The sequence below is a fragment of the Seonamhaeicola sp. S2-3 genome, from assembly GCF_001971785.1.
GTDB lineage: Bacteria > Bacteroidota > Bacteroidia > Flavobacteriales > Flavobacteriaceae > Seonamhaeicola.
The window spans coordinates 363,099-382,857 of record NZ_CP019389.1 but is presented as its reverse complement, the minus strand read 5'-3'; the positions used below and the strand labels follow the sequence as shown (position 1 = coordinate 382,857).

16 protein-coding genes and 1 tRNA gene are annotated in these 19,759 nt (G+C 31.8%); 8 read left to right on the top strand and 9 right to left on the bottom strand.

The genetic code is table 11. The annotated features are described in order from the left end of the window. Positions 1-2: 2 nt before the first annotated feature. Complete coding sequence (gene rpoC / locus BWZ22_RS01845) at positions 3-4,304, top strand: DNA-directed RNA polymerase subunit beta' (RefSeq protein WP_076697648.1); 4,302 nt, start codon at positions 3-5, stop codon at positions 4,302-4,304. Between the two features lie 89 nt (positions 4,305-4,393). Next, a complete protein-coding gene (locus tag BWZ22_RS01840; RefSeq protein ID WP_076702220.1) occupies positions 4,394-4,711 on the top strand; it encodes a DUF3467 domain-containing protein in 318 nt (105 codons plus the stop codon). A gap of 37 nt (positions 4,712-4,748) precedes the next feature. Here BWZ22_RS01840 and BWZ22_RS01835 read toward each other — a convergent pair whose 3' ends face one another. Continuing rightward, a complete protein-coding gene (locus tag BWZ22_RS01835) occupies positions 4,749-4,985 on the bottom strand; it encodes a (4Fe-4S)-binding protein (RefSeq protein WP_076697647.1) in 237 nt (78 codons plus the stop codon). 128 nt (positions 4,986-5,113) lie between these two features. Beyond that, a complete protein-coding gene (locus BWZ22_RS01830; protein ID WP_076697646.1) occupies positions 5,114-6,703 on the bottom strand; it encodes a peptide chain release factor 3 in 1,590 nt (529 codons plus the stop codon). Between the two features lie 331 nt (positions 6,704-7,034). Here BWZ22_RS01830 and BWZ22_RS01825 point away from each other — a divergent pair, with 331 nt between their 5' ends. From BWZ22_RS01825 to BWZ22_RS01805, 5 genes are all read left to right on the top strand, one after another. Further along, positions 7,035-9,497: a T9SS type A sorting domain-containing protein gene (locus tag BWZ22_RS01825; RefSeq protein ID WP_076697645.1), complete on the top strand. Its 2,463-nt coding sequence runs from the start codon at positions 7,035-7,037 to the stop codon at positions 9,495-9,497. Positions 9,498-9,783: 286 nt separating this feature from the next. After that, entirely contained in the window at positions 9,784-10,323 is a 540-nt protein-coding gene (idi, locus tag BWZ22_RS01820) for an isopentenyl-diphosphate Delta-isomerase (RefSeq protein WP_076697643.1), read from the top strand. Next, a complete protein-coding gene (locus BWZ22_RS01815) occupies positions 10,307-10,717 on the top strand; it encodes a 6-carboxytetrahydropterin synthase (protein WP_076697642.1) in 411 nt (136 codons plus the stop codon). Before idi ends, BWZ22_RS01815 begins: the two co-directional genes overlap by 17 nt. A gap of 50 nt (positions 10,718-10,767) precedes the next feature. Continuing rightward, the gene (locus tag BWZ22_RS01810; RefSeq protein ID WP_076697640.1) at positions 10,768-11,037 is read left to right on the top strand and encodes a hypothetical protein; all 270 of its coding nucleotides are present in this window, start codon (positions 10,768-10,770) and stop codon (positions 11,035-11,037) included. Between the two features lie 61 nt (positions 11,038-11,098). After that, positions 11,099-11,172, top strand: a tRNA-Thr gene (locus tag BWZ22_RS01805). Between the two features lie 58 nt (positions 11,173-11,230). Here the strand turns inward: BWZ22_RS01805 and BWZ22_RS01800 are convergent. The 4 genes from BWZ22_RS01800 to BWZ22_RS01785 all read right to left on the bottom strand — a co-directional run bounded on the left by BWZ22_RS01800 (position 11,231) and on the right by BWZ22_RS01785 (position 15,180). After that, positions 11,231-11,926 (bottom strand): DUF4369 domain-containing protein, encoded by a 696-nt coding sequence (locus tag BWZ22_RS01800; protein WP_076697638.1) that lies wholly within the window; start codon positions 11,924-11,926, stop codon positions 11,231-11,233. Between the two features lie 48 nt (positions 11,927-11,974). Next, entirely contained in the window at positions 11,975-13,279 is a 1,305-nt protein-coding gene (locus BWZ22_RS01795) for a DUF819 domain-containing protein (RefSeq protein ID WP_076697636.1), read from the bottom strand. A 538-nt stretch (positions 13,280-13,817) separates the two neighbouring features. After that, positions 13,818-14,753: a transposase gene (locus tag BWZ22_RS01790; protein WP_076697213.1), complete on the bottom strand. Its 936-nt coding sequence runs from the start codon at positions 14,751-14,753 to the stop codon at positions 13,818-13,820. 43 nt (positions 14,754-14,796) lie between these two features. Continuing rightward, the gene (locus BWZ22_RS01785) at positions 14,797-15,180 is read right to left on the bottom strand and encodes a hypothetical protein (protein WP_076697215.1); all 384 of its coding nucleotides are present in this window, start codon (positions 15,178-15,180) and stop codon (positions 14,797-14,799) included. 88 nt (positions 15,181-15,268) lie between these two features. On the opposite strand from BWZ22_RS01785, the gene BWZ22_RS01780 reads away from it, so the two are divergent. After that, a complete protein-coding gene (locus BWZ22_RS01780) occupies positions 15,269-15,934 on the top strand; it encodes a M15 family metallopeptidase (RefSeq protein WP_076702218.1) in 666 nt (221 codons plus the stop codon). Between the two features lie 66 nt (positions 15,935-16,000). Here the strand turns inward: BWZ22_RS01780 and BWZ22_RS01775 are convergent, their stop codons facing one another. From BWZ22_RS01775 to htpG, 3 genes are all read right to left on the bottom strand, one after another. After that, positions 16,001-16,936, bottom strand: a complete 936-nt coding sequence (locus BWZ22_RS01775) for a sterol desaturase family protein (protein WP_076697634.1) — start codon at positions 16,934-16,936, stop codon at positions 16,001-16,003. A 116-nt stretch (positions 16,937-17,052) separates the two neighbouring features. Further along, positions 17,053-17,685 (bottom strand): MOSC domain-containing protein, encoded by a 633-nt coding sequence (locus tag BWZ22_RS01770; protein WP_076697632.1) that lies wholly within the window; start codon positions 17,683-17,685, stop codon positions 17,053-17,055. 90 nt (positions 17,686-17,775) lie between these two features. Beyond that, entirely contained in the window at positions 17,776-19,686 is a 1,911-nt protein-coding gene (htpG, locus tag BWZ22_RS01765; RefSeq protein ID WP_076697630.1) for a molecular chaperone HtpG, read from the bottom strand. Positions 19,687-19,759: the final 73 nt, after the last annotated feature.

Below are 19,759 nucleotides of genomic sequence, written 5' to 3'. Positions count from 1 at the left end.
AAATGGCAAGAAAACAAGATAAAAATACAGTTAAGAGATTTAATAAAATCTCTATTGGTTTAGCATCACCAGAATCTATTTTAGCAGAATCTAGAGGTGAGGTTTTAAAACCAGAAACTATTAATTACCGTACGCACAAACCAGAACGCGATGGTTTGTTTTGTGAGCGTATTTTTGGTCCTGTAAAGGATTATGAATGTGCTTGTGGTAAGTATAAGCGTATTCGTTATAAAGGTATTGTTTGTGACCGTTGTGGTGTTGAAGTTACAGAGAAAAAAGTACGTAGAGATAGAGTAGGGCACATTAACCTTGTTGTGCCTGTGGCACATATTTGGTATTTCCGTTCTTTACCAAATAAAATTGGTTATTTATTAGGATTACCATCTAAGAAATTAGATATGATTATTTACTACGAACGTTACGTAGTAATTCAACCAGGTAATGCTAAAAATGAAGAAGGAGAGCCATTACAAAAAATGGATTTCTTAACAGAGGAAGAATACTTAAATATTCTTGAAACCCTTCCTCAAGAAAACCAATATTTAGATGATTCAGACCCAGAAAAGTTTATTGCTAAAATGGGAGCTGAATGTTTAATTGAGCTTTTAGCTAGAATAGATTTAGAATCATTATCATACGAGTTACGTCATAAAGCAAATACTGAAACGTCTAAACAACGTAAAACAGAAGCTTTAAAACGTTTACAGGTTGTTGAAGCTTTGCGCGAATCTAACCAAAACAGGGAAAATAAACCAGAGTGGATGATTATGAAGGTTATTCCTGTTATTCCACCTGAATTACGTCCGTTAGTACCTTTAGATGGTGGTCGTTTTGCAACATCAGATTTAAATGACCTATACCGTCGTGTTATTATCCGTAACAATCGTCTTAAAAGATTAGTTGAGATAAAAGCACCTGAGGTAATTTTACGTAATGAAAAACGTATGTTACAAGAATCTGTAGATTCATTATTTGATAACACACGTAAATCTTCAGCAGTAAAAACAGATTCTAATAGACCATTAAAATCATTATCAGATTCATTAAAAGGTAAGCAAGGGCGTTTCCGTCAAAACTTACTTGGTAAACGTGTTGATTATTCTGCACGTTCTGTAATTGTTGTTGGTCCAGAATTAAAATTATATGAATGCGGATTGCCAAAAAATATGGCAGCAGAACTTTACAAACCTTTTGTAATTAGAAAACTAATTGAAAGAGGTATTGTAAAAACTGTAAAATCTGCAAAGAAAATTATAGATAAAAGAGAGCCAGTAGTTTGGGATATCTTAGAGAATGTTCTTAAAGGACATCCTGTATTACTAAACCGTGCGCCTACACTTCACAGACTTGGTATTCAAGCTTTCCAACCTAAATTAATAGAAGGAAAAGCTATCCAGTTACATCCATTAGTGTGTACAGCATTTAATGCCGATTTTGATGGAGACCAAATGGCGGTTCACTTACCATTAGGACCAGAAGCTATTTTAGAATGTCAATTATTAATGTTGGCATCTCATAATATCTTAAACCCTGCAAATGGTTCGCCTGTAGCGGTACCGTCTCAAGATATGGTTCTTGGTTTATATTACATGACCAAAGAACGTAAATCTACACCAGAAATGCCTATTAAAGGTGAAGGCTTAACTTTCTATTCTCCAGAAGAGGTAGAAATTGCATTCAACGAAAAACGTGTAGATTTAAATGCATCAATAAAAGTGCGTACCATTGATATTAATGAAGAAGGTAAGCTAGACAGAATGCTTATTGAAACTACTGTTGGACGTGTATTATTTAACCAACATGTTCCAGAAGCAGCTGGATTTATCAATAAGGTATTAACAAAAAAATCGTTAAGAGATATTATTGGTGATATTTTAAAAGCAACATCAGTTCCAGAAACCGCAGATTTCTTAGATGCTATCAGAACTTTAGGATTTAACTTCGCATTTAAAGGTGGTTTATCATTCAGTTTAGGTGATATTATTATACCACAAGAAAAGCAGTCTATGATTGATGCTGCTAACAAACAAGTTGATGGTATTATGGGTAACTATAATATGGGACTTATTACCAATAACGAACGTTATAACCAAGTTATTGATATTTGGACTTCTACGAATGCTGAATTGACAGAATTGTCTATGAAACGTATTCGCGAAGACCAACAAGGTTTCAACTCGGTGTTTATGATGCTTGATTCTGGTGCTCGTGGATCTAAAGAACAGATTCGTCAGTTAACTGGTATGCGTGGATTAATGGCAAAACCAAAAAAATCTAACGCAGGTGGAGGTGAAATTATTGAAAATCCAATTCTTTCTAACTTTAAAGAAGGTCTTTCAATTCTAGAATACTTTATTTCAACTCACGGTGCTCGTAAGGGACTTGCAGATACGGCTCTTAAAACGGCCGATGCTGGTTACTTAACACGTCGTTTGGTAGATGTTTCTCAAGATGTTATTGTTAACACAGAAGATTGTGGAACCTTAAGAGGTGTTGAAGTTGAACCTTTAAAGAAAAATGACGAAGTTGTTGAAACTTTAGAAGAAAGAATTGTAGGACGTGTATCATTAAACGATGTTTATGATCCAGTTACTGATGAATTATTAGTTGCTGCTGGTCAATTAATTGATGATGACATAGCTAAAAATATAGAAAATTCACCAATTGAAAGTTTAGAAGTACGTTCGCCATTAACTTGTGAAGCTACAAAAGGTATTTGTGCTAAATGTTACGGACGTAACTTAGCTACAGGTAAAATGGTACAACGTGGTGAAGCAGTAGGTGTTGTTGCAGCACAATCTATTGGAGAACCTGGTACGCAGCTTACCTTACGTACATTCCACGTAGGAGGTATTGCGGGTAACATTTCAGAAGATAATAAACTTGCTGTTAAGTTTGATGGTAAAGCCGAAATTGAAGATTTAAAAACCGTTAAAGGTAAAGATAACGAAGGCAATGAAATTGATATTGTTATTTCTCGTACATCTGAAATCAAATTAATTGATGAAAAGACAGGAATTGTTTTAAGTACAAATAATATTCCTTACGGTTCTTATTTATTAATTAAGAACGGACAAAAACTATCTAAGGGCGATGTAGTTTGTACTTGGGATCCTTATAACGGTGTAATTATTTCAGAATTTTCTGGAAAAATTAAATACGAAAACATTGAACAAGGTGTTACTTATCAGGTAGAAATTGATGAGCAAACAGGTTTCCAAGAAAAAGTAATTTCAGAATCTAGAAATAAGAAATTAATTCCAACCATCCATATTCAGGATGATAAAGGAGAAACCATTCGTTCATACAACTTACCAGTAGGAGCTCACATAATGATTGATGATGGTGAGGAAATTAATGTAGGTAAGGTGTTAGTTAAAATACCTCGTAAATCTGCTAAAGCAGGTGATATTACAGGTGGTTTACCACGTGTAACCGAGTTGTTTGAAGCACGTAACCCATCTAATCCAGCTGTGGTAAGTGAAATTGACGGTGTTGTTTCTTTTGGAAAAATTAAGCGTGGTAACCGTGAGATTATTGTTGAGTCTAAAACTGGTGATGTTAAGAAATATCTAGTTAAACTTTCAAATCAAATTCTTGTTCAAGAAAACGATTTTGTAAAAGCAGGTATGCCTTTATCTGATGGTTCTGTAACACCAAATGATATTTTAAATATCAAAGGACCTTCAGCTGTACAACAATACTTAGTAAATGAGGTACAAGAAGTATATCGTTTACAAGGTGTGAAAATTAATGATAAACACTTTGAAGTAGTTGTAAGACAGATGATGCGTAAAGTTAGAATTATAGATTCTGGTGATACTATTTTCTTAGAAAATCAATTAATTCACAAAGCAGATTTCATAAAAGAAAATGATGATATTTTTGGAATGAAAGTTGTTGAAGACGCTGGCGATTCTACAAACCTTAAAGCTGGTCAAATTGTATCGCCACGAGAATTAAGAGATGAGAACTCTATTTTACGTAGAGAAGATAAGAAACTTGTTGAGGCTAGAGATGCTAAACCAGCAACTGCAACTCCAATATTACAAGGTATTACAAGAGCATCACTTCAAACTAAATCATTTATCTCTGCGGCATCGTTCCAAGAAACCACTAAGGTTCTTAACGAAGCAGCTGTAGCAGGTAAAGTAGATTCTTTAGAAGGACTTAAAGAAAACGTAATTGTTGGTCATAGAATTCCAGCAGGTACAGGTATGAGAAATTATTCTGATATCATTGTAGGTTCTAAAGAAGAATTTGATGAAATGATGCAAGTAAAGCAAGAGTTAAATTATAATTAATAATTTTCCTGCGAAGGCAGGAGTTTATAAAATAAAAAGCCTTCATGTTTAATTACTTGAAGGCTTTTTTAATTAAAAATATAATAATTATGGCAGACGAAAATAATAAACCCAAACAAGGGCAAATTAACATTGAATTAGATGAAAAAGTAGCTGAAGGAACTTACTCTAACCTAGCTATTATAAACCATTCGGTTTCAGAATTTGTTGTAGATTTTGTAAATATTATGCCCGGTGTTCCTAAGAATAAAGTAAAATCTAGAATTATATTAACACCACAGCATGCAAAAAGATTGCTAAAAGCTTTAGCAGATAACATTAATAGGTTTGAAAGTGCCCATGGTGAAATTAAAGATTATGAGCAACCACCAATGCCTCTTAATTTTGGGCCAACTGGTGAAGCTTAAAAATAAAAAGGTTGAATTTATTAAGTTCAACCTTTTTTTATGAGACTTGTAGCTCTTCTTTATTTTTGAAATATTTTAAAGCACCAGACGGACATCGTTTTATTTGTTCAATAATTCGTTTAGTTTCGGTGTTTTCTAAATTCACCCAAGGAATAATGGAATTACTAAATACTTCTGATAGTTCTTTGGAACATTTTCCAGACAATGTGCAAATACAAGGATCGTAAGTAACCGTAATATCTTTATTACTGAATTCTTTAGAATTTATTTCCATGGTATATCAATTTGGGGTTGACTAACAAGTTCAATTTATAAATTGAAATTTTTCTTGGTTTAAAAAATCGTTCAATCACAAAAAAAAGATGTTTAAAGAACAAAATTCGAAAAAATACAAGGTTAACTTTATTCAAATTCTGAGGTAAAATGAAACTTAATACTTGGGTATTTTTGCTGTGTCATTTGTAAAGAAAACAAGGAGTCTGCTAAAAATACTAATTGTCCTTTTTTGTCTTTAGCAAGAAACCGTTGTTTTACTTGGCTAAATTCTTTATACTCGTCGTTTTTATCATCTTCAGGGTCTACCCAACAAGCCTTAGCAACATTTAAGTTTTCATAAGTACATTTGGCACCATATTCATGCTCAAGTCTATATTGAATAACCTCATACTGTAGTGCTCCTACGGTTCCAATAACTTTTCTTCCGTTTAATTCTAGAGTAAATAATTGCGCAACACCCTCATCCATTAGCTGGTCAATACCTTTAGCTAATTGTTTTGATTTTAAGGGGTCTGCATTATTAATATATCTAAAATGTTCTGGAGAAAAATTTGGAATTCCTTTATATTGTAATATTTCACCTTCTGTTAATGTGTCTCCAATTTTAAAACTACCAGTATCTTGTAAACCTACTATATCACCTGGATACGAGATATCTACTATTTCTTTTTTTTCTGCAAAAAATGCATTTGGACTAGAAAACTTTAGCTTTTTATTATGTCTAACATGCAAATAAGGTGTATTACGTTTAAATTCACCTGAAACAATTTTTACAAACGCTAGCCTATTTCTATGGTTAGGATCCATATTAGCATGAATTTTAAACACAAAACCGGTAAATTTTTCTTCCTCGGGTTTAACTAAACGTATATCACTTTGTTTAGGTCTTGGTTTAGGAGCAATTTCAACAAAACAATCTAATAACTCTCTAACACCAAAATTGTTTAATGCCGAACCAAAAAATACAGGTTGCAAATCGCCATTTCTGTAAGCGTCTTTATCAAAACTAGGATAAATGCCTTCTACTAATTCTATTTCTTCTCTTAAAGTATTGGCAGGGTCTTCACCAACTAAGGTGTCTAATTCAGGTGAAGCTAAATCTGATATTTCAATAGTTTCTTCAATATCTTTTCTACTATCGCCACTAAATAAATTGACGTTTTTTTCCCAAATATTATAAATACCTTTAAATTCATAACCCATGCCAATAGGGAAACTTAAAGGAGTAACTTTTAATCCAAGTTTTTGTTCAACTTCATCTAACAAATCAAAAGCGTCTTTACCTTCTCTATCTAATTTATTTATAAAAACAATCATGGGTATGTTGCGCATTCTACAAACTTCAACTAATTTTTCAGTTTGTTCCTCTACACCTTTGGCAACATCAATAACCACAATAACACTATCAACAGCGGTTAATGTTCTAAAAGTGTCTTCGGCAAAGTCTTTATGCCCGGGCGTATCAAGGATATTGATTTTAATATTATTGTATTCAAATGCTAATACCGATGTTGCTACCGAAATACCACGCTGGCGTTCAATTTCCATAAAGTCGCTAGTAGCACCTTTTTTAATTTTATTACTTTTTACAGCACCAGCCTCTTGAATGGCTCCACCAAAAAGTAACAATTTTTCTGTTAAGGTGGTTTTACCAGCATCTGGGTGAGATATGATACCGAAAGTACGTCTGCGTTCAATTTCTTTTAAAAAACTCATGTTGATATTCTTGAATGGCTGCAAAGATACTATTATTTGACATAATTAATGTGAATGAAAGTGGATCCTTTTACAACTTATAACTTTCATTATTTTTTATATAGTTAAATGTTAACATATTTTTATCACGTATTTGAATATTATTTTAGAAGGTGAAAAACTTAAATTTTTCAAAATGTTAAAGTTTTTCTATAGGTAAATTGTAATTATCTGTGAATCAATTGTTCTTTTATTTGTAATAAAAAAAAATGCTTTTTGTCGGTTTTTTTGTTTGTTTTGTCGATTTTTTGTTTTTATGTTTGATTAATTTTAATTCTAACTTAATTATAAAATGAAACAAATTTTACCCAAAATTTTTAAAGTAATTTGCATTACTGTAGTACTAAGTTTTTTTCAACAACTCAATGCTCAGGGCATTGGACCAGGAGGTGTTTCTTCAGGTTTGTCTATGTGGTTAAAAGCTGATGCTGGTTTTTCTGAAAATAGTAGTACAGACGTGGAATGGCAAGATCAATCAACCAATAACTTTATTTTAAATTCTAACTTAGTTTCAGGAAGTGATGGAATTTCTGCTCCAAATTTTAATTCAAATAGCATCAACTATAACGCTGGTATTACTTTTGATGGCGTAGATACAGGAATGTCAACTGCAATAAATACAGTTAATTTTAATTTTTCTAACTGGACTGTATTTTCAGTACAAGCTATTAAGAACAACACCATCTCTAATTGTATTTGGCATTATAACAACGATGGAAAAAATGATTTAGCACTTTTTATAGATCCACATGGAGACGGATTTAATTTTGCTGTTAATAATGTTTCAGATGGAATTATAACATCACCAACTATAGATGATGGTAAACCGTATTTGGTTGTACACACTTCAAATAATTCAGCTACTTCAACTTTTGTTAATTCCGATTTAGTTAATACAGGCTCTGTAACAGTACCCTTGCCTGGAAATGGAGCTTTTATGGTGGGGTTAGATGCAGATGGGTCAGAGGCTAATGATGGTGATAATCATTTAGATGGTGATATTGGAGAAATTATCATTTATAACTATAATCTATCTAATGTAGAAAGGCAGAAAGTTAATACCTATTTAGCTCTGAAATATGGAATTTCACTAGACCAAACAACAGCTACAAATTATGTGAGTTCAAATGGAACTACCATCTGGAATGCAACAACAAATGTAAGCTATAATACTGATATTTTTGGTATTGGTGAAGATACTAACTCAGGTTTAGACCAAAAAGTTTCGCGCTCCGTGAACAATGTAAATAGCCCTATTTTAGCAACTACGCAACACTTTACAGAAGCAAATAGTGATGCCTTAAGAAGTACAAGTTTAGGAGATGGAAATTTTATAATGATGGGACATAATAATGGAAGTTTAGCGTTTGAATCAAGTTACAATGGAGGCTCAAACAATCTATTGTCTCGCGTTTGGAAGGTTGATGAGACAGGAACAGTAGGTAATGTTTATTTTGCTATTCCTAAAGCATACTATAATTTTCCTTCAAGTGTAATACCTGTAGTAGTGATGTCTGATGATACTACTTTTAGTAATACTGATACAGTTGTTAATTTGATTGATGATGGAAGTTTTTATTGGGCAGAAATAAACCCTTCAGATGGACAGTATTTATCAATAGCATTTACAGAACCAAGTTTTACAGTAAGCAAATCGGCATTAACCATAGATGAGAATGGAGATACTGATACTTTTACCGTAGTTTTAGATGTGCAGCCAAGAAGCAATGTTGTTATTGAAGTAGCAAGTGACGATACAGATGAAGCAATGGTAGATACGGCAACATTAACCTTCACAACTTCTAATTGGAACCAAGCACAAACAGTAACAGTAACAGGCGTAAATGACGCAGTTAAAACTGAAGATTCAGCAACAATAACAGTATCAGTTAAGGATGCAGATTCAGATGATGTATTTGATGTTTTGGAAAATCAAACAGTTATAATAACTCTAACCAATGATGATGCTAGTTTTTCATTGCCATCAATATCCAATGAGTTAATTTCAGAAAACACCGCATATCAAAGTATCACACCTTCATTGTCTGGAGATGCTCCTATTGGTAATGTTGTTTATACATTAAGTGGTGACGATGCTACTAAATTTACCGTAAATTCTGAAACAGGCGTGGTTAATATGGTAGCTAGAGACTTTGAAAATCCAGAAGATAACGATGCAGATAATAAATATAATGTAACATTGATTGCTACAGATACAAAAGGAAATTCAAGTAATACTAGTTGGTTTGTAGCTATTATAGATGATGATGGAATTGAAGTTCTAACGCAAATAGGCTTAGAAGCAGATAGCCCAGATACTGTAAACTCTGTAGTTACAGTAGAGCAATTAAATACAATTAAAAATTTAACAGGTGTAATTGAAGCTAATGAAACAGCTTACCAAGATTATATAGATGCAAATCCAGAAAGTTTTTCTTCACCAGCTCTCCTCTCAGAAGTGCAAAGTATGGTTAATAATGTAAATGCTACTTTGGGCGTAACTAAAAATCAAACAGAATCATTTGTTATTTATCCCAATCCTGTTAGTAGTATTTTGAATTTAGAGTTCAATAATACAGATGTAGGATTGGTAGCTATTGAAGTTTATAACACAGTTGGACAAAAAGTAATGACAAAAACACAAGACAAAGGTCAATCAATAGATATAAACGTAACATCGTTAAAATCGGGTGTTTATTTTATCAAGGTTTCAACTAATAAAACAGAATTTACAAAAAGAATAGTAAAAGAGTAAAACAAAAACATTATTGAAATTATAAAAAGGTATTCATTAATTTGAATGCCTTTTTTTGTGAGAATATTTAATATTAATTTATGATTGGTGTTATTAATAAATTAAGGATAACCAATTAAATTAATAAACCAAAATTAGATAAAAAGGATAGATATTCTTGAATGGCTGCAAAGATACTTTATAATTTAATATTTCATCATCCTCAAATTTAGTTTTTCTCATAAACATTATATATATTAACTATTACTTGGTATTTTTGTTTATCACTAAGTGATATTAAATTGTTATGAAAGAAGAAAAAGTAATTCTTGTAAACGAAAATGATGAACAAATTGGGCTTATGCCCAAGATGCAAGCTCATGAAAAAGCGGTTTTACACCGTGCTTTTTCAGTTTTTATTTTTAATGATAAAAACGAATTGATGTTGCAGCAACGTGCATTTAATAAATACCACTCTCCTGGACTTTGGACAAACACTTGTTGCAGTCATCAAAGAGATGGAGAAACCAATATTGAAGCAGGAAAGCGTAGGTTACAAGAAGAAATGGGTTTTGTAACAGAGTTAGAAGAATCTATTTCTTTCATATACAAAGCACCATTTGATAATGGTTTAACAGAGCATGAATATGACCATGTTTTGTTGGGGAAATATCAAGGCGAACCATTAATAAATAAAGAAGAAGTAGCCAGTTGGAAATGGATGCCATTAAAGGCAGTAAAAGAAGATATTAGCTTGCATCCTAAGTTGTATACTGAGTGGTTTAAGGTAATATTTGATAAATTCTATGACCATATAAACGTAGTTGAAAATGAAAGTAACAGTTAGTAGAAAAGGGCATTTTAATGCAGCTCATAGATTATACCGAAAAGATTGGAGTGATGAAAAAAACCATGAGGTTTTTGATAAATGTAGCAATCCTAATTTTCATGGACATAACTATGAAATAATTGTAAGTGTTACAGGAGAAGTTGATAAAGAAACAGGCTATGTAATAGATATAAAAACTTTAAAAGACATTATAAAAGAAGAAGTAGAAGATGCCTTTGATCATAAAAACCTAAACCTTGAAGTAAAGGAGTTTAAAAATTTAAACCCTACGGCAGAAAATATTTCTATAGTTATTTATAATAAAATTAAACCAAGAATTAAGTCTGGTTTAGATTTAGAGATAACACTATATGAAACCCCAAGAAATTTTGTTAGCTATTCTGGCAAATAATTCTTTCTATTTATTTACCTATATTTATTAAAATTTAAAAAACTAAAAAAATGGCAAGTGTAAGAGACCTTAAAAAAGATATCAATTATGTACTAGGAGATATAATTGAAGCAGTGTATGTTTGGGAATATGAAAACACCGATAAAGACACCAAAAAAAGTGAAGCAATTATTGATGAAGCTATTGAAACATTTGATGAATTGATAGCCAAAGTAAACACAAGAAATATTGATGATGCAAAAGCCCACTATAAAGCAATAAATAATGAGTTAGAAACCAAAGGAAGAGCATTAATTGAAAAAATTAATAAACTAGGATAAATTTTTTTAAAGTTGTTCTTGTAAATTATATAATTGCTATTATATTTGCACCCGTTAAAACGCCGATATAGCTCAGCTGGCTAGAGCAGCTGATTTGTAATCAGCAGGTCGTGGGTTCGAGTCCCTCTATCGGCTCTTAAAACAGAAAAGCCTTTCAAAAATGAAAGGCTTTTCTGTTTTAAATAATTTTAAGCTATTCTTTCGCTTTTATTTGTTTTATAAATTTATCTAACTCTTTACCGTATTTAGATGCTTTTACTTTTGGAGTAAGCGATTTGTTTATAGTGTCTAGGAAATTTAGTTTTGCATTATATATTTCAGTTAAAGCTAAGTAAGGAGCTACCTCACTATCTTTATTATTTAAAGCAAAATTTACAGTATATAAATATTTACGTTTAATAGAGTTATCGTAATCTTTTTTTATTTTATTCACTTTGGCTGTATCACCTTTTATTTGGGCTTCAAATTTTTCTTTTATTAAATCTAAATTGTTGTTATTTAATCTAGACATAATAGTTAAATATTCTTCTAAAACTTTTTGTTGTTCACTGCCAGTAATTTTAGCATCAAAAGCAAAATTTTTAAGTGTTGTATTTATTTCAGTTATACCCTTATCTGCAAAAAAGGTAATTCTATCTTCTTCTTTACTATTTTTATCTAAATACAAGTAAAAAACTTCGGGAGATTCAATGTCACTATATAATTCAAACTGAGGGTTACCATTAACAACAACAGAGTCTACAGTAACTAAATTAGTATCTACCACTTTTTTTAAGTAAACAATACCTTTTTTTAGACCTTTAACATGTGTTTTAACAATTAAGTCGTGTTTTTCCTTTCCGCAAGAAACAATTAAAAGTGAAAGGATAAAGAATGCAATGTTTTTCATTTTAGGTTTTAGTTTGAGCGCAAATATCTTATAATTATTAATTATATACTAGCCACTGGCAGCAATTTTCATTAACTCAGCACAAAGCATTGCTCCGTAAGTACCAACAACATAACCGAAAACAGCTAAAAGAACACCAACAGTAGCTAAAGAAGGATGGAAAGCAGCAGCTACCACAGGAGCAGAGGCAGCACCTCCTATATTAGCTTTACTACCTACAGCTAAAAAGAAATAAGGGGCTTTAATAAGTTTTGCTACCAAAAATAATAGGCCAACGTGTATTGCCATCCACACTAAGCCAACAAAAATTAAACCTGGGTTTTCAACAATTTTGGTGAGATCCATTTTCATGCCTATACTTGCCACAAGTATATAAATAAATACACTACCAATTTTACTAGCTCCAGCACCTTCATATTGTCTAAGTTTTGTAAATGAAAGTAGAATTCCAAGTGCCGTTGCTATTGTTATCATCCAGAAAAATTGAGAACCAAATGAGGACATGGCAGAGGATTTATCTCTAACCGATTCAAAATTAGAAGATAAAAATTCTGAAATATTATTAGCACCAAAATGGGCAATACCAACAACGGTAAATGCTATGCCTAAAATAACCATAAAATCGCTTAATGATGGATTTCTTGATATTTTATCGGCATAAGAAGATACTTTTATTTTAAGCGCTTCTATGGCGGAATTATCGGCCTTTAACCACTTATCAATTTTCTCTGATTTTCCTATTCCTAGTAATAAAATAGCCATCCAAATATTGGCAACAACAATATCTACAATGACCATGCCTGCGTAATTATCTGTATTAAACTTATAAATTTCTAGCATTGCCGCTTGATTAGCGCCTCCTCCAATCCAACTACCAGCTAGGGTAGCCAAACCACGCCATACGGCATCAGGACCTGCGCCACCAACTGTTTCGGGAGAAATCATAGAAATTATTAGAATTGCAATAGGACCACCTATAATAACACCCACAGTACCTGTTAAAAACATTATTAAAGCTTTAGAACCAAGATTATAAATAGCTTTTAAATCTATACTTAGTGTCATTAAAACTAGGGCTGCAGGCAATAAAAACCTACTAGCTACATAGTATGCTTGAGATTTGTGTTTTATTATACTACCAGTATCACCTACAGATGTCCACTCAGGAGCAATAATACCAAAAGTGGTTAATGCTCCAGGTAGCATATAAGCCATTAATAATGCGGGTATATACTTGTAGAATTTTTTCCAAAAAGAATTTTTACTAGACGATGTATAAAAAACAAAGCCTAAAGTTAGCATTAATAGCCCAAAAACAATAGTATCATCAGTAAATAAAGGTTGGTTATTCATTTAGTAGAAATTTTAAAAATATAATGCAATATAAATAAAATAAATGAAGGGTTGTTTATAGTTTGGCATGATGATTGTGTTATAAATAACAACATTCAGTTACAAATAGTTTATTGAGTGGTTACTTTAAACTAGTAATTGTAATTCATATTTTTGGTTGGTTAGTTAGTAAAAAAAGCATCTTAAAAAGATGCTTTTTTTTATTTGTTTAAAATAAATTTAATGTATTTCATCGATGAAATGCATGTTTTAAACTTGTTTTGTTAAAATTTTACGTATTTCATCGATTATAAATGTTTTTTGTCGTGTAAATTGAAATATAATTTTACATTTGGAGAGTACTAAATAACATACTTTTAGTTCAATGGATTAATTAATTAATATTTGCATTATGTTGTTGATATAGAGACCCTAAATCTACTTCGTAATAACAAAGCAAATTAAGAAGAGACCGAGTTTGAGGGAACTCGGTTTTTTTGTGCTCTATATTTTCTTCTAATTATTTTGGATCAAGTCTAAAATCTGGGTTTTTACCATTTTAAGAATATAATTTAATCAAGCGATATAAGAAGTATTCCGTATTCCTGACTCCCCTAAATTGAGATCTAAAAGCCTTTACTTTGGCATTAAAGGATTCAGCTGAAGCATTAGTACTTCTGTTTATAAAATAGTTGAGTACAGAGCGGTAATTTAAAGTAATACTATTGGCTACCGTTTGGAAGCTCTTAAATCCTGACTCCTCTACATCTTTGTACCAGTGGGCTAGTTTGGTGTAAGCTACTTTAATATCTATGGCTTGGTTAAAAATATTCCTCAAGCCTTGAACAAGTCCATAAGCTTTCTTTAATTCTGGGTATTCATTAAACAATATCTGTCCCCTCTCTTTCTGATTTGGAGTCCATTTATCTGGGGATTTATACAGTAGATATCTACTCCTGGCCAGGAGTTGTTTTGAGCTATCACCATTAGAAAAAGTTACAGGTTTAAATTCTTTGTCGGCAGCTCTAGATAGCTTTATCTGTTCATTTTCTTGATCCAAAGCTTCCCATCGGTATTTGATACGAAGATCTTGGAGCGCCTCTATTGCCAGCTTCTGTACATGGAACCTGTCTGTTACTTGGATGGCTTTCGGGAAACATTTAGTGGAGATCGTTTTCATAGAGTTAGCCATGTCTAAGGTGATCTCTTTCACTTTAGCACGCTTCTTTGCTGGGATCTTCAAGAGTTGTTCGATAATAGGCTCCACTTTAGTTCCGTGGAATATCCCAACTAAAGCCCCTTTCTTTCCTTTGGCCTTCTTATTGGTAATGATGGTATAGAGCTCTCCCTTGGACAGCGCTGTCTCATCAATGGATAAATAAGAACCTAAGTTTTCAGGGAAAACAAGCCACTGTTTAGCATGACTCTTATGCTCCCATTGCTTAAAATCACTTAAGTGATCCTTATAATGTCTTTGAAGCCTTTTTCCGGACATACCATACTGGTGCCCAAGTTGTTGGCTGCTCAGAGCAGTATTATCAGTCGATTTCTTTTAAAAAAGCAGCAAACTCTTTTGATATTCGAGTTCCCTGTGCAATAAATTCATCCCATTCACGACTTACTTTAATCCTCTTTTTATCAAGTAGAACGTCCCAACGCCTTCGTTTAAGATTTAATGATAGTAGATTGTCTCGAACGGGATAATCCTCGATTATTCGAGGCTCCATGAAGCCACTGGCTTTATACTTGCAATCCTTGTACTTAGATGGTATTTGTTTTTTCTCCTCCAAATATATCGTTAGACGGTTCTCATATAAAACATGCTTTATAGGCTTCTTATCGAATCCAACAATATCAAAATACTCTAATATTCCTTCTGGTAATATTAAACTTAACAAGGATAACTCAGTGTCTTTATTCATCAATATAATTTAAAGTACAAAGAAAATTATTTTTCTCTTTAGACCCAACTTTTGAGATTGATCCATTATTTTTTCTAAATTTATGTTTATGAAATCATTTATTAAACTGATTATATTTTTAGGTTTTTTAAACACTTTTGGTCAATTACCTAAAGGGTTTGTATATGTTAATGAAATAATACCAGATTTAGAAGTAGAATTACGTTATTATACCGATAATAATTTTGTAGGAACCCGTATTGATGGTTACAACGCAAATAAATTAATTTTAACAGAAGAAACAGCTTTAGCTCTAAAATTGGTGCATGAAGATTTGCAGAACAAAAACTTGTGCTTAAAAGTATATGATGGGTATAGGCCACAAACTGCAGTTAATTATTTTATTAAATGGGCTAAAAAGTTAGATGATACTATTAATAAGTCTACATTTTATCCAAATGTTAAAAAAATAGATTTATTTAAAGAAGGATACATTGCCGCAAGATCTGGACATAGCAAAGGAAGCACTGTAGATTTAACCATTATAGATGCTAATACAGGAGATCCAATTGATATGGGTAGTGTTTATGACTTTTTTGGTAAACAGTCTTGGGTAAATTATGCAGCAATTACAGATGAGCAAAAAGCCAATAGGCAGCTTTTGCAACGTGTTATGAAAAAATATGGTTTTAAGAATTACTTTAAAGAGTGGTGGCATTTTACGCTAAAAAATGAACCATTTCCTAATACTTATTTTGATTTTCCTATAGAATAAAACCTGCCTTTCAAAAAAAAGAAAAACAGGTTTTAACTTTTTATTATAAATTAAATCTTTTAATCATTAAACATAAGATGTTTCTTTGTTTTTAGCCATTTCTTTACGCATTTGTTTAATAGTTAAAGTACTACCGTCATGACTCCAACCAGGGGGACCAAAAGCATACATGAATTTATGATAAAGATTTGGACTCTTTTTCATGTCATTCCAAATATCTTTGTACTCGTGTGTTAAAATTATTAGCGGGTTATAAGAATTTGGTGGTTTAGTAACGCCAAATTCTATATCAATATTTTCATCTAGTTCTTTCCATGTTCCAAATATTTTATCAAAAATGTTTAAAAATCCACCGTGATTTTTATCCATATATTCTATGTTTTTAGCATGATGTACTTGGTGCATGGTATGGGTATTCAATATTTTTTCAATAAAACCCATTTTGGGAATATACACAGAGTGAAGCTGAAATTGCCAAAGCGCTTCAATACCTAAGCAAACAACAACCATTTCTGGCGGAAAGCCTATAGCAGGCAACCACATATAAAATAATGGTTTATATAAAATGGTAAACCAACCGTTACGTACTGCGGTTCCTAAGTTATAATTATCTGATGAGTGGTGCACTATATGAGCAGCCCATAAAAATCTAATCATATGATTTTGGCGGTGAAACCAATAATAGGTAAAATCATCTAAAAACTGGCAAGCTATCCAAACATACCATGCATAACCAAAAGATTCATAACCTAGAATATTTGTTCTAATACCATTAACCATTGGGTTGCATAATTCATACAAATAATTAAAAATAATTATAGCAGAAATAGTTTTTATAAGTGGCGCTAAAACCACCGAGCCTATACCCATAAACAGGCTAGAACCTAGGTCTTTCCAATCATAGAGGTCTTTTTTTTTATGTGTTTTGCTGTATGTAAGTTCAACTAGTATAAGTCCTAAAAAACAGGGTATACCGTAAACTAACGGATTGGTGAAATTCATTTATAAATAGGAGTAATAAGTGTTAGTAAAGACATTTTATGATAATTAATCGTGGTTTGTAATATATAACAGATTTTTTAATGAAATAGTGTAAACCTCTTATTTCTTTTAAAATTTTATAGAAAAGTTTTTAATTTATCTCTTTTCTTTTGAGGTAAGGCTTCATTATTTACAATTAATTTAATAAGGTTTTTGTCTTTTTCTTTGGCATATATTAGTTGGAATAGTTGAGCCGTTGTAATGCTTTTTTGTGGGCGTTCAATAAGAGTAAATTCATTATTAATTTTAACAAAACCTTCTTCTAAAACTTGAATATAGGTGCCAGGGTAGCCATAATTAATAAACTGTTTTAACACGTCTTGTGAGCCAAATTTATAACCAAACTTAAAACAAGGTTCGCGGGGTTGGGTTATTTGTACTAAGGCTTCACCTACTTTATAAATATCACCAATAAAAATCTTATCTTCATTTAGTCCATTTACCGTTATGTTTTCACCAAACATACCCCAATCCCAATTTAAATTAGGATATAAATTTTTCCAATATTGATAATGATTTTTAGAAAACAAATAACAGGCTTTAAACTTACCTCCATGATATTTTCTATCAATTACGGTATCATTCTTAACGTCATATTTACCTAAATATATAGGAGTATTTGTTGGTGTTTTGTAAATACCAGTGGTTATTTTTTTGCCGTTCCAAATAAAAGTTTTTGGTTCAGCAATATTTGTAGATAGAATTTTCATGTATTAAAAATAATAAAAAAACCATCTTGCTTTTAGCAAAATGGTTTGGAATATATATAGAATACTGACAGGGTCAGTATGACAAAGTCTTTACTTTATCATATCATAACTACGTTTAATAAAGTTTGTAAGTTCTTCACCTTTAAGTAAACCTTGAGATAAACGAGCTAAATCTAAACTTTGGTTAATTAAACGTTCTTGTTTTTTACGAGTTTTTGTGTTTAATATTTCGCTTATTAAATCATGGTTAGTGTTAACTACTAAATTGTACATTTCTGGCATATTGCCCATGCCAAACATGCCTCCACCACCAGTAGCTTGCATTTCTTTCATTCTGCGCATAAACTCTGGTTGGGTAATGATGAATGGACTTGCTTCACTATCCATGGCTTCTAATTGAACCATGAATTTTTCAGAAGGAATTACTTCTTTTAATAATTCATCAAGTTTTTTCTTTTGGTCTTCATCTAATTTAGAAACGGTGGTATCATCTTTCTTAATTAAATTATCAATATGGTCACCATCAACACGTGCAAACGAGATGTTTTCTTTAGTAGTTTCTAGCTTTTGAATTAAGTGTGAAACAATTGGAGAATCTAATAATAATACTTCGTAACCTTTAGCTTTAGCAGCTTCAATATAGCTGTGTTGTGCATCTTTATCGGCTGCATAAAGAATTACTAATTTGTCATCTTTATCAGTTTGGTTAGCTTTAATTTTATTATATAATTCTTCGTAAGTGTAGTATTTACCATCAACGGTTGGATACAGAGCAAAGGCTTCGGCTTTTTCAAAGAATTTTTCTTCAGAAAGCATTCCGTATTCAATAACTACTTTAATGTCATTCCATTTAGCTTCAAAATCTTCACGGTTATTGTTGAATAACGATTTTAATTTATCGGCTACTTTTCTGGTAATGTAAGATGAAATCTTTTTTACCGCACCATCGGCCTGTAAATAAGAACGCGATACGTTTAAAGGAATGTCTGGAGAATCTATAACCCCACGTAACATGGTTAAGAATTCTGGTACAATACCTTCAACATTATCTGTTACAAAAACCTGATTTTGGTAAAGTTGAATTTTATCTTTTTGAATGTTTAAATCGTTGGTCATTTTAGGGAAATATAAAATTCCCGTTAAATTGAATGGATAATCAACGTTTAAGTGAATGTTGAATAACGGCTCTTCAAACTGCATAGGGTATAGCTCTCTGTAGAAGTTTTTATAATCTTCATCTTTTAAATCTGCAGGTTGTTTTGTCCACGCAGGTTCAGGATTGTTAATGATATCATCAACCGTAATTTTTCTATGCGGTTCTTTGGTTTCTTTACCGTCTTTATCTTTAATTGTTTTTGGTTCATGCTCTGGATCGTTAATTTCTTTGGTGCCAAATTTAATTGGCACAGGCATGAACTTATTGTATTTGGTTAATAACTCACGTATTCTGCTGTCTTCAAGAAATTCTTTTTCATCTTCAGAAATATGTAAAATTATTTCGGTTCCTCTTTCTTTTTTGTCTGCAGGTTCTAAGGTAAACTCAGGCGATCCATCACAAGTCCAATGTGCAGCAGGTTCGTCTTTATAAGATTTTGTAATGATTTCAACTTTATCGGCTACCATAAAAGCTGAGTAAAACCCTAAACCAAAATGACCAATAATACCAGAATCTTTAGCAGAATCTTTGTATTTATCTAAAAACTCTTCGGCTCCAGAGAAAGCAACTTCATTGATGTATTTTTCTACCTCTTCGGCAGTCATACCTAAACCTTGATCTATGATATGAAGTTTTTTGGCTTCTTTATCAATTTTAACTTCAATTTGTGGATTGCCGTATTCAACTTTAGCTTCTCCAATATTGGTAAGGTGTTTTAGTTTTAAAGTGGCATCTGTAGCATTACTTATTAACTCACGTAAAAAGATTTCGTGATCGCTATATAAGAATTTTTTAATGAGAGGAAAGATATTCTCTACCGAAACATTAATATTTCCTTTTGTCATGATATATCTGTTTTATCTATTTATTATTACGATTCTGTAATAGTCAAAAAAAATACCAAGGATAAAAAAGTGA

Bases quoted from the DNA above. Each gene is read 5' to 3' on its own strand.
- BWZ22_RS01795 (WP_076697636.1), bottom strand. From the start codon at position 13,279: ATGAATAACCAACCTTTATTTACTGATGATACTATTGTTTTTGGGCTA.
- htpG (WP_076697630.1), bottom strand. From the start codon at position 19,686: ATGACAAAAGGAAATATTAATGTTTCGGTAGAGAATATCTTTCCTCTC.
- BWZ22_RS01790 (WP_076697213.1), bottom strand. From the start codon at position 14,753: ATGTCCGGAAAAAGGCTTCAAAGACATTATAAGGATCACTTAAGTGAT.
- rpoC (WP_076697648.1), top strand. From the start codon at position 3: ATGGCAAGAAAACAAGATAAAAATACAGTTAAGAGATTTAATAAAATC.
- BWZ22_RS01770 (WP_076697632.1), bottom strand. From the start codon at position 17,685: ATGAAAATTCTATCTACAAATATTGCTGAACCAAAAACTTTTATTTGG.
- BWZ22_RS01825 (WP_076697645.1), top strand. From the start codon at position 7,035: ATGAAACAAATTTTACCCAAAATTTTTAAAGTAATTTGCATTACTGTA.
- idi (WP_076697643.1), top strand. From the start codon at position 9,784: ATGAAAGAAGAAAAAGTAATTCTTGTAAACGAAAATGATGAACAAATT.
- BWZ22_RS01775 (WP_076697634.1), bottom strand. From the start codon at position 16,936: ATGAATTTCACCAATCCGTTAGTTTACGGTATACCCTGTTTTTTAGGA.
- BWZ22_RS01840 (WP_076702220.1), top strand. From the start codon at position 4,394: ATGGCAGACGAAAATAATAAACCCAAACAAGGGCAAATTAACATTGAA.
- BWZ22_RS01835 (WP_076697647.1), bottom strand. From the start codon at position 4,985: ATGGAAATAAATTCTAAAGAATTCAGTAATAAAGATATTACGGTTACT.
- BWZ22_RS01785 (WP_076697215.1), bottom strand. From the start codon at position 15,180: ATGAATAAAGACACTGAGTTATCCTTGTTAAGTTTAATATTACCAGAA.
- BWZ22_RS01815 (WP_076697642.1), top strand. From the start codon at position 10,307: ATGAAAGTAACAGTTAGTAGAAAAGGGCATTTTAATGCAGCTCATAGA.
- BWZ22_RS01780 (WP_076702218.1), top strand. From the start codon at position 15,269: ATGAAATCATTTATTAAACTGATTATATTTTTAGGTTTTTTAAACACT.
- BWZ22_RS01830 (WP_076697646.1), bottom strand. From the start codon at position 6,703: ATGAGTTTTTTAAAAGAAATTGAACGCAGACGTACTTTCGGTATCATA.
- BWZ22_RS01810 (WP_076697640.1), top strand. From the start codon at position 10,768: ATGGCAAGTGTAAGAGACCTTAAAAAAGATATCAATTATGTACTAGGA.
- BWZ22_RS01800 (WP_076697638.1), bottom strand. From the start codon at position 11,926: ATGAAAAACATTGCATTCTTTATCCTTTCACTTTTAATTGTTTCTTGC.